We start from the raw sequence: 10002 nt of genomic DNA on the forward strand, positions 1-10002 counted from the left end.
GGCTCGCAGGGTGAGAAAAGCAATGTGCCCCAATACGCGTGTACACTCCAAATTTTGCACGCTGTCCGTGTTCACCATTGATAAGAATGGTTAGCACCAATAAACGCCTACTGAGGTAGGCGATTATTCTCCAAGAATTTCTGACAAACTCATCTCTTCACGGATCTGTTTGGTCCAGGAATTGACTCGTTCGTCTGTTAACTCTGGTTGGCGGTCTTCATCGATAGCAAGTCCGATGAAGTGGTTATCATCAGCCAGACCTTTTGATTCCTCGAAGTGATAACCTTCGGTTGGCCAGTGACCGACGATGATGGCTCCGCGAGGTTCAATAATGTCACGGATAGTTCCCATGGCATCACAGAAATACTCTGCGTAATCCTCTTGATCACCACAACCAAAAAGGGCGACCAATTTCCCGTCAAAATTGATCTCTTCCAGAGTCGGGAAGAAATCATCCCAGTCACACTGTGCTTCACCGTAGTACCAGGTAGGGATGCCTAGCAGCAGAATATCGAACTGTTCGATATCTTCTTTGCTGCTTTTGGCAATATCATGGACTTCAGCAACGTCAGAACCCAGAATTTTCTGGATCTTTTTGGCAATATTTTCTGTATTGCCAGTATCGCTGCCAAAGAATATACCTATAATTGCCATGAAATGATATAACCTCTTGTTTTATCTGTGTATTTCTGTTTGAGATATACGTATATAAAATGTCGAAATCAGCAGAAAGTTTCTGATTGCATTAATAAAAAAATAAAGTCCTATTTTGACCAAACAGCAAGGACAATTCTGTCAAATTTGTGTGGTGCTGTGCTTTCAATACTATGATGCAGTGATGTCACTTTCTGCTAACTGGGCTAGCAGAATTTGCTCAATGAGTTCACTGCGGCTGATATTGCGTTGTTGTGCAAGAAAGTTCAGTGCATCTACTGCGTCAGCATTTATTTTCAGCTCCACACGACGCAAGCCTCGTACCTTATCACGGCGAAGCTGATTACGTTTATTGACTTTAAGCTGTTCATCCCTGGAAAGTGGGTTGGTTTTTGGGCGCCCCGGTCTGCGTTCATTTGCGAACAAATCCAGAGTGGTGCGGTCCATTTGTTCTTTTGCCATAAATTCAATTAATAAAGGGCGTATACCATAAAATATAGCACGCCATGATACCCCAGCTTCCAATGTATCGCTACTGCCTGACAAAGATAAAAAGCAGTGTAATTGTTTATCTGCAAAAGATTGTCAATGAGTACCCGCTTTAGCGGTACTGGTATTTTCTACGGTATTCTATCGGTGTTAACCCATTAAGTTTCTTAAATAACTCTCTAAAATAGCGAGTATCTTCATAGCCAACTTCATGACTAATCTCTTCTATGGTTTTATTTGATTTTTCTAACCGGCATTTCGCCAGAGATAACCGGATTTGCTGGATATATTGAATCGGTGTCTGGCCGGTCGCGGTTTTAAAACGTCGCTTCATTTGCCTTTCGCACAGGTGAATTTTGTTTGCTAAATCGCCAACAGATAATATGTCTGATGGGGAGGAATGCATCCAATCCTGTAGCTTGTGGATTAGCGTGTCTGAATGTTGGCGGTAGGGTACAAAACTTGCCAGAGTATGTGGAGGAGCGCCTTCCATATCACCAAATATTAGTTGGCTACAGGTTTCTCTGGTATTTTGACCATATATCTGCTCGACAATGTGCATCATTACATCATTGTATTCATAGGTGCCGGAAGTACAGAAAATATTGTTATCGCTGGTGACTTTTATTTCCGAATGTAACTGCACTTGCGGAAACATATCCTTAAATAAGTTGGTAAGCAGCCAGTGTGTGGTGGCTTTGCGATTATTGAGCAAATTAGCTTTAGCCAGGACAAAGGAGCCAGAGCAAATAGAAACAATAGGAATATTTTTTTCTTCCATCATTTGAAGCCAATCTAAGGTTTCCTGGGTACAAGAATCCAAGTTGTTGTAGGGGATTCCAATTGAACCAACGAGCACAATATCTGTTTGTTTAATTTCTCCGATAAGTTTATTGGGTTTTAACCGTACTCCTCCCAGCCCAACAGCATCTTGATTATCCGGTGTGACGATATTTATTTCTGGCTCTGGTGCTCCGGCTAAATGAGCGGCAGTGGTTAGGATTTCTATCGGGCCGGTAATAGAAGTCAGAGATCCTCCTGAAAATACTAAAGCGCTTAAAGAAACTGGATTCCTGTCCATAAGAATTCTCCAACTTAAAAATTAAGAGGTATAAAGGTATTTGATTTACCTAATATATTAATAACTGACTGTTACAATTTAAATGATTTAGTTACATTCTATTGTTTTTTGAAACAAATAGTATAGAAATAGATACAGTTTGGGCCAAAATTCATCTATACCCGTCATCTTTCCAGTTGCTTCTTTGTTGGCTGCACTCACTCACCCCGGTCACATAGTTATCTATGCTCTCGGGGATTCGTTCCCTTGCCGCCGCGATGCATCTTGAAATCCATAGGGTATATTTCTTGTTGGAAATTAAGCTGGATTGTTACAACTTAGCTTTTGCCAACTTGCTGATTCCATAAATGAGCGTATAAACCTCCTTGCTGAAGCAGTTGGTCATGTGAAGCAAATTCGACGATTTGTCCCTGATCTAACACACAAATTTTATCGGCATGGCGAATGGTATTGAGTCTGTGAGCTATGCTAATGACTGTTCTATTGCGGCATATTTCATCCATATTTGCCATGATTGCCGCTTCGGATTCATAGTCTAGTGCGGAGGTAGCTTCATCGAGGATCAGAATAGTTGGGTTGACGAGAAGTGCCCTTGCCAATGCGATTCTCTGTCTTTGACCGCCAGAGAGATTTGAACCCTTTTCTCCGACTGGATGTGCAAAACCGTGAGGAAGAGATTGAATAAATTCAATAGCACCGGATAACTCAGCTGCTCGATAGACTTCTTCATCGGTTGCGTTGGGTTTACATAGCCGGATGTTATCGGTGATGCTACCGGAAAACAAAATACTTTCCTGGAGTACAACACTCATATTGCGGCGTAAAGAGACGGGATCAGCAATGGCTAAATCCATACCATCGACCAGAACTTGCCCATGTTGAGGTACATAGAGTCTTTGTAACAAACGGGTAAGAGTACTTTTACCTGAACCAGATGGCCCTGTTATACCAATAAATTCGCCGGATTTTATGGATAACGAAAGGTTTGCCAGCACTTCCGGCGTGTCATCATGATAGCGGAAACGGATATTTCTGAATTCAATCTGGCCTTCCAGCTCAGGTACGGAAGCCAGCCCCTGTTTACTGTTTTCCATCGGCTCATCAAGAATATCACCCACACGTTTCAGGGCGATTAATGTATGTTGAAAATCCTGCCAAACTTGTGCGAGCCGGAGGATAGGTTGGGTGACATGTCCGGCAAGCATATTAAAAGCAATGAGCTGCCCAGGGGTCAGTTCACCACGTAAGACTTCGGTTACTCCCCACCATAAGAGGATGGCTGCGGTAAATTTTTGGACAAAATCGATTCCCTGTCCGGCGATTAGACCACTTTTCTGTGCTGCGAAGCTTTTCGTTAACTGTTGGCTGAGAATGCGTTGCCACTGATGTAAAAAACGGTTTTCAGTGGCGGTTGTTTTAATGGTTTCAATCCCTGTGACGGCTTCAGTCAGAAAACTTGTTGCATTGGCATCACTTTCATATTCTGCTTCTACCTTGCGACGAATAACCGGTCCGGCAATTATCCAGAGTACGAAATAAACGAAGAGTGAACCAATGACAATCCAGGTCAGTATCCAGGCATAATAAAACATAATGCCAATAAACATGATGACAAAGATGAGATCCAGTAACAGCATCAAAGTAGAACCGGTCAAGAACTGGCGGATTTGTGACATTTCTCTGACTCTGGCAATGATCTGCCCTGTTTGTCGTTGTTTAAAATATTGCAACGGTAAACCTGTCAGATGACGATATAATCTCCCGGATAGTTCAGAATTTATCTGGCTTGCCATATGCCCAAAGACAGTATTGCGCATAAAGCTATATAAAGGTTCTGCAAGGGCAATGGCGAGCATAGCCATACCTAATACATGAAGACTGGATAAACTTCGTCCTACCAACACCTTATCAATGATGTTCTCAAACAGAATTGGGCTGATCAGTGCAAAGAGTTGAAGAACAATAGCAAATAAAAACAGATCTCTTATTTGATTTTTCTGCCGGAAAATTGAGGGATAAAACCAACTCAAGCTGAATTTGATATGCTTTTTAATTAATTCCTGATCTGCGATCAAAAGAATTTTATATAAATTTTCTTTGGTATCATCGGGTAAAGAGAGTAACCGTATTTGCTCAGTAACAGGATCGAGAACTGTCATATTGGCGTTATTGATTTCAATAAGCACCCACCACTGTTGCTCCAGTTCGATCAATGCGGGTAAGGGCAAAGTTGGTCCGGTATTGGCAGTTAAGCGTTCAATTTTACTGTGCAGTCCGATGGTGTCGGCGGCTTCACGTAGTTGTAAATCACTCAGATAGAGAGAATCAAAACCAAGGCTGTGTTGAAGTTGATCGACTGTGGCTGATTTATGAAATTGTTTCCCCACATAGACGATGCAATCCAGCGCCTGATTATTATGGGCGTAATCGTTGGAACTGGTAGTAGAAGATAGCAATACGTTCACGATTATTTCTCCCTCAATGCTTCAGACTGATACTCTCTGATAGGACTCAGGAGATAATCGATAACGCGGCGTTGATCAGTTTTGATTTCTGCGACAATTGACATACCCGGGGTAATTTCAACACTGGTATTGTCTATGACAATATGACTACTTTTAAGGCTTACCTGAGCAGGAAAGACCAGCCCTAATTGTTCATCAGTGGTTGAATCTCTGGATATGCTCATCAATTCGCCGTCGATAGTGCCATAACGTGTGTAGGGGAAGGCGTCTACCTTAACGGTGACCTGCTGTCCGGGATAAACAAACCCAGCATCTTTGTTTAAAATTTGCACTTCTGCCAGTTGTACATCGTCATCAGGTACAATTACCATTAAGTTTTGTGCCGGTTGCAGTACCGCACCTAAAGTATGCACACTGAGTTGTTGCACAGTTCCTGTGACGGGGGAGCGAATGACTTCGAGTTGTTCCCGTACCTGAGCTTTTGAAAGTTCTTGTTCTAAGACGACCAATTGAACTTCGGCCTGTTTTCTTTTATCAAACCATTCGCGTTCTTTTTGTGTTTTCAGGCTGTTTAGTCGTTTTTCAAGGTTAATATATTGTGATTGCAGAACATTAAGTTCGGCACTTTGCTGAGCAATCAGACGTTCTGTTTCCAGGAACTCTTTTTCCTGTTCAAGATATTCAACTTTACTGATCACTTGTTTCTCACTTAAGGTTTGGCGTGCCTTTAAACGCTGGCTAATATTCTGCCTAAGCTTAGTGAGCGCATTAATGTCACTTTTTCGTGCTTGTTGAGAAGCGAGATTGACGTTCATCTCTGCTTTCAGATTTGTTATGCCCGCTTCATATTCTCTTTTCTCACGGGAATAGTTTTCAATAATTTGTGTTTGTTGAGATATTGGCAATGTTTGAAACAGTTCCTGTTCTGCTGGTTCTTGTTCCTCAGTCAAAGCTTGATAACGAATCTTTTCATGGACTTGATATTCAATCTGCTTGAGTAATCTGGCGATATCTTGATTAACGCCAAGTGTATCTAATGTCAGGAGTGGTGTATCTTTAATCACCTGCTGTCCGTTCTGAACATGGATAGCTGTCACTCGGCTTTGTTCATACGCTTGAATTATCTGAGAGCGGCCGGAGACAATCAGGCGGCCAGTTGCTGTTGCCTGAACATCCAATTTACCCAGATATGCCCAGAGCAGCGCTATGATGATGCCTACACTAAGCATGATTGCGGTGTAGCGGGCAAAAGGTGAAGGAGGACGCTGAGATAATGCTAAATGTGTTGGCAAGAAATCATAGTGCTGTGGGCAAAAGCCCAACCGGGTTTTAATTTTATCCTTAAACGCCTTAAGCATGATAAGGCACCTCCTGTTTCAATTCCTGTTGCAGTTGCCAGAGCTTCCGGTACTGCTTGCCGTGCTTAAGTAGTTGCTCATGCGAGCCTTGTTCAATAATTTCCCCCTGATTAAGAACAATGATGCGATCACAATGACGCACAGTTGAAAGCCGATGTGCGATAGTGATGACGGTTCTGCTCTGTGCAATTTCTGCCATATTTGATTGAATGAGTGATTGTGACTCATCATCAAGCGCACTGGTTGCTTCATCGAGAATGAGAATTTTGGAGCCTGCAAGTATGGTCCGAGCAATGGCAAGCCTCTGACGCTGACCGCCGGATAGAGATTGCCCTCCTTCTGCTATGATTGTGTCATATCCCATCGGCAGTCTGAGAATGAATTCATGAGCGCCCGCTAGTTTGGCGACTTTAATCACTGATTCCAGGCTGGCATCGGGTTTTGATTGAGCAATATTTTCATATACTGTTTTGTTAAATAAGAAATTTTCTTGCAGAACCACTCCAACTTGTTGCCTGAGTGTTTCGATACCTATATTTTGCAATGGAATTCCATCTAAGGTGATCGCGCCTGTTTCCGGTGAGTAAAGGCGGAGTAATAAACGTGCTAACGTGCTTTTGCCTGAGCCGGAAGTGCCTACGATACCAATGGTTTCTCCAGCGCTTATATCAAGATTAAATCCTTTAATGGTGGGAGGAATATCGGGTTGATAACGAAAGACAACATTGTTAAATGAGACCGCCCCTTGCAGAGTGATGGGCTGTTGGCCGGATTGCTGCTCGGTTGGTAGGTTTAACATATCGCCTAATTTATCTACGGCTACCCGCGTTCTGATAAATTGCCCCCAAAGCTCTACCAGCCTGGCTAATGGTTGGGAAGTATGGTTTACCATCATATTAAAAGCGATTAACTGACCAATGGTCATTTGTAGTGATAAAACTTCTGATGCACCTAACCAGAGAATCGCGGCATTGGTAACTTTTTGCAGTAGCATAACAATATGGTTTGAACGATTACCAAGTTGCTGTACTGCATAACTGGTATTAATCATCTTCTCAGTTTGGCTATCCCAGCGGCGAACAAATCTCGGTTCTACTGCCAGGCTTTTAAGGGTTTCGGAACCGGAAACGGTTTCCGTCAGAAAAGAAGTATTGATTGCTGCATGAGTGAATTGTTCTTCAACGGCTTTTTCCATGCTAGGCGTCAGCCACCATGCCAGAATGGCATAAAAAGGAATTGTGGCGATAAAAACCCAGGTCAGCGTGCTGGATAACAGGCTCATCACATAGATGAAAACAAACATAAACAGCACATCGACGGATAAGGTGAACATTGAACCGGTCAGAAATTCCCTGACAGTATCCAGTTCGCGCACCCGTGTGACAATTGCCCCTACCTGACGGGATTTAAAAAAGAGCAAAGGTAGCCCGAACAGATGCCGGACCAGCTTTAATCCCAGTTTGATATCGATACGGTTTGCGGTATGAGCGTATTGGTATTCGCGCAATCCCCTTAACATCACCTCTATGATTCCGGCGATAATTAAGCCAAAGATTAATACATCAAGGGTCGATAACGCCTGATGGATTAATACCTTATCCATAACCACTTGAATGACTAAGGGAGAAATGAGTGCAAGAACTTGTAGTACAAAAGAAAATAGCAATATTTCACCCAAGTTTTTCTTTTGTGCCATAAACTCTGGAATAAACCAACTAATATCAAATTTTGATTGTTTTTGTTTTATCTTAATCCATTTTCCATTCCATTCTTCCGTCAGTTTTTTAGCAGACCATATTTCTGGGGTTTCTTTATTCACCTTCTGAATGAGTGAGCTTTCTTTATCCGATTTGGCTAAAACAAAAGGTAGGCCATTATTATCAAACAAGATTGCTGGTAATGGTATGTCATTGTGTTTTTTTCTTACAGACGTCTTATTTGCAAGAGATAAGTTAAATTTTTTCTCTATATCTCTTATATAAGATTGGTAACAACTCGCGTCTTTTAGATTATCAATATCAATAGTATTGTTTTTTCCATTACATATCATCAATATTAACTTTAATGATGATATGGTTAATTTTTCAATCTCATTCATGAAAAAACATCTTTAGAATTTGCATAGAGTATTAATAAGAACAGAGCATTATGTTGCCTGTTTGTTATGTTTTCATTTAATTGTCACTTTATTATCTTATATTTGTTGCTGGTAACGGTGTGTAGGTAAATAGGACTATGTATGGGGGGTAAAAAGACTTTCTGATATATAAATATTGTCTTTGAATTTTTGCTCTATATTATTTTATTTGATTCACTCATATAAAAGCATTTATAGCTAGATAACTTCATAATATCTTTGTATTTAATGCTTTCACTGTTGTACGTATTGTACAATCTTATTAATAAGTTGTTTGTTTTTTGGTAAATAAATATGTCTGAAAAATTTGTACAAACTGTCTCTAGCGTCAATTATAACAAGGGCGTTTTCTCTCTTTATTTTGTTGGTCAGGAATCCAATCGTATGGCGAATGGAGTAATGGCGGAAAATGACAATGAACTTGAATTAAAACAAGTTATTCATATGCCAGCATCGGGATTTATGTATATGGTGTCGATGGTTAAAAATATGTTGGAAGATCCACGCATGGCGGCTGAATTTGATAAATTGATAGCGGCAGGGTTTTTACCGGCGCCGCAATTGCCGGAAGAACAGATTACATCAGAAGCTGAAGTTATGGTGGAAGAACCTGCGAATGCGAAGAAACGTGCAGCTAAAAACGAAAAATAACATCTGATGGTTGAATAACGCATGGCGATTATACATCAGCCAGTGAAACTGAATACCGCAGAAATACAGGCAATGATCGGAGGAGTGATGCTATTGAGCCAGCATTCTCCTCTTCATCGCAGATATTTGGTGTCTGAATGGCAGCAGCGTATTTTGCCTGCATTTGAACTCAATCAGTTTTGCTACTATGAAGATGAACATGGGCGCCCTATTGCTTTCTGTAATTGGGCTTTTTTGTCGGAACAAAATCGGGAGGAACTGCTTGCGGGAGAAAGAGAGCTTACTCATACGGATTGGCGTTCAGGTCCATATATCTTTTTTCCCGAAATGATTGCGCCTTTTGGTCATGGGCGTGAAGTTGCCAGAGATTTACGCCGCCGTGTCTTTTTGCCATGGAAAGGCCAGAAAGCTTGTACTGTCCGCGGAAAACTTGATACTCAAAATAATCGTTGTATCCGTCAGGTACAGTGGTTCTTTGTTTAATTTTAGTATTATTTAATAATAAAAAGTGGCTCATTGAAAAGTGGGTCATTTCTCTATGCAGGTTTAACTGTCTTGGTTGGGGGTGTTCAAACAGAATTTTCTTACAGAGCTATATACCCAATAGATTTCAAGATGCATCGCGACGGCAAGGGAGCGAATCCCCGGGAGCATAGATAACTATGTGACCGGGGTGAGTGAGTGCAGCCAACAAAGAAGCAACTTGAAAGATAACAGGTATAGTTGATTCGTCTGAGACTTTTCGTCTGAGATTAACCCCAGGAATAGAAAATTATCTATTAAGACGTCGAAATTAGATGAAACCAAAATGCCGATACATACAATGTGGTTTACATCATTACCCCAGATAATGAACAGTTTTGTTCCGGTGGTAGGTAATAGTAACTTTATTGGCTATTATTATTTCCTACTAAAATAGTAGGAAATTATTATCTCATTTACTTATATTTTTTTAATGGTTATAATGTTCAATGTTTTAATGATAGTGGAATGAAATAATTGATTTTAATTAATGTGATTTATGTTTTGGTTTATTCGTTACTTTATTGCATCTCCTGTTTTTTCTATATTTTCGTGGAAAAACATATCCGCGTTAAATATCTTTTTTGATTTTTTTATCTCAGCGATGTTTTTTAAAATGTGTTTATAGATGTATCAGTTTAAATT

At 40.8% G+C, this 10002-nt stretch carries 8 protein-coding genes; 2 read left to right on the plus strand and 6 right to left on the minus strand.

The features are described from left to right. Positions 1 to 123 precede the first annotated feature (123 nt). The 6 genes from fldA to EAE89_RS10490 all read right to left on the minus strand — a co-directional run bounded on the left by fldA (position 124) and on the right by EAE89_RS10490 (position 8145). Positions 124 to 654, minus strand: coding sequence for a flavodoxin FldA (gene fldA, locus EAE89_RS10465; RefSeq protein ID WP_054476740.1), 531 nt, complete (start codon positions 652 to 654; stop codon positions 124 to 126). Positions 655 to 825: 171 nt separating this feature from the next. Next, positions 826 to 1116, minus strand: coding sequence for a LexA regulated protein (gene ybfE / locus EAE89_RS10470; RefSeq protein WP_054476780.1), 291 nt, complete (start codon positions 1114 to 1116; stop codon positions 826 to 828). 139 nt (positions 1117 to 1255) lie between these two features. Continuing rightward, the gene (locus tag EAE89_RS10475) at positions 1256 to 2224 is read right to left on the minus strand and encodes a GlxA family transcriptional regulator (RefSeq protein ID WP_054476742.1); all 969 of its coding nucleotides are present in this window, start codon (positions 2222 to 2224) and stop codon (positions 1256 to 1258) included. Between the two features lie 317 nt (positions 2225 to 2541). After that, a complete protein-coding gene (locus tag EAE89_RS10480) occupies positions 2542 to 4689 on the minus strand; it encodes a type I secretion system permease/ATPase (protein WP_214085773.1) in 2148 nt (715 codons plus the stop codon). A 2-nt stretch (positions 4690 to 4691) separates the two neighbouring features. Continuing rightward, on the minus strand, positions 4692 to 6047 hold the full coding sequence (locus EAE89_RS10485; RefSeq protein WP_054476745.1) for an HlyD family type I secretion periplasmic adaptor subunit: 1356 nt from the start codon (positions 6045 to 6047) through the stop codon (positions 4692 to 4694). Next, positions 6040 to 8145, minus strand: coding sequence for a peptidase domain-containing ABC transporter (locus tag EAE89_RS10490; RefSeq protein ID WP_214085774.1), 2106 nt, complete (start codon positions 8143 to 8145; stop codon positions 6040 to 6042). The genes EAE89_RS10485 and EAE89_RS10490 overlap by 8 nt, the downstream gene beginning before the upstream one ends. A 333-nt stretch (positions 8146 to 8478) precedes the next feature. On the opposite strand from EAE89_RS10490, the gene rtxH reads away from it, so the two are divergent. Continuing rightward, positions 8479 to 8835 carry a protein RtxH gene (rtxH, locus tag EAE89_RS10495; RefSeq protein WP_149616638.1) on the plus strand — a complete coding sequence of 119 codons (357 nt, stop codon included), beginning with the start codon at positions 8479 to 8481 and terminating at the stop codon, positions 8833 to 8835. A 21-nt stretch (positions 8836 to 8856) separates the two neighbouring features. Next, on the plus strand, positions 8857 to 9318 hold the full coding sequence (gene rtxC, locus EAE89_RS10500) for an RTX toxin-activating lysine-acyltransferase RtxC (protein ID WP_054476752.1): 462 nt from the start codon (positions 8857 to 8859) through the stop codon (positions 9316 to 9318). Positions 9319 to 10002: the final 684 nt, after the last annotated feature.

Source organism: Photorhabdus heterorhabditis (assembly GCF_018448905.1).
GTDB lineage: Bacteria > Pseudomonadota > Gammaproteobacteria > Enterobacterales > Enterobacteriaceae > Photorhabdus > Photorhabdus heterorhabditis.

What these genes read in the sequence shown, in the direction of transcription:
- fldA (WP_054476740.1), bottom strand. Translation starts at nt 654, where the DNA reads ATGGCAATTATAGGTATATTCTTTGGCAGCGATACTGGCAATACAGAA.
- ybfE (WP_054476780.1), bottom strand. Translation starts at nt 1,116, where the DNA reads ATGGCAAAAGAACAAATGGACCGCACCACTCTGGATTTGTTCGCAAAT.
- EAE89_RS10475 (WP_054476742.1), bottom strand. Translation starts at nt 2,224, where the DNA reads ATGGACAGGAATCCAGTTTCTTTAAGCGCTTTAGTATTTTCAGGAGGA.
- EAE89_RS10485 (WP_054476745.1), bottom strand. Translation starts at nt 6,047, where the DNA reads ATGCTTAAGGCGTTTAAGGATAAAATTAAAACCCGGTTGGGCTTTTGC.
- EAE89_RS10490 (WP_214085774.1), bottom strand. Translation starts at nt 8,145, where the DNA reads ATGAATGAGATTGAAAAATTAACCATATCATCATTAAAGTTAATATTG.
- rtxH (WP_149616638.1), top strand. Translation starts at nt 8,479, where the DNA reads ATGTCTGAAAAATTTGTACAAACTGTCTCTAGCGTCAATTATAACAAG.
- rtxC (WP_054476752.1), top strand. Translation starts at nt 8,857, where the DNA reads ATGGCGATTATACATCAGCCAGTGAAACTGAATACCGCAGAAATACAG.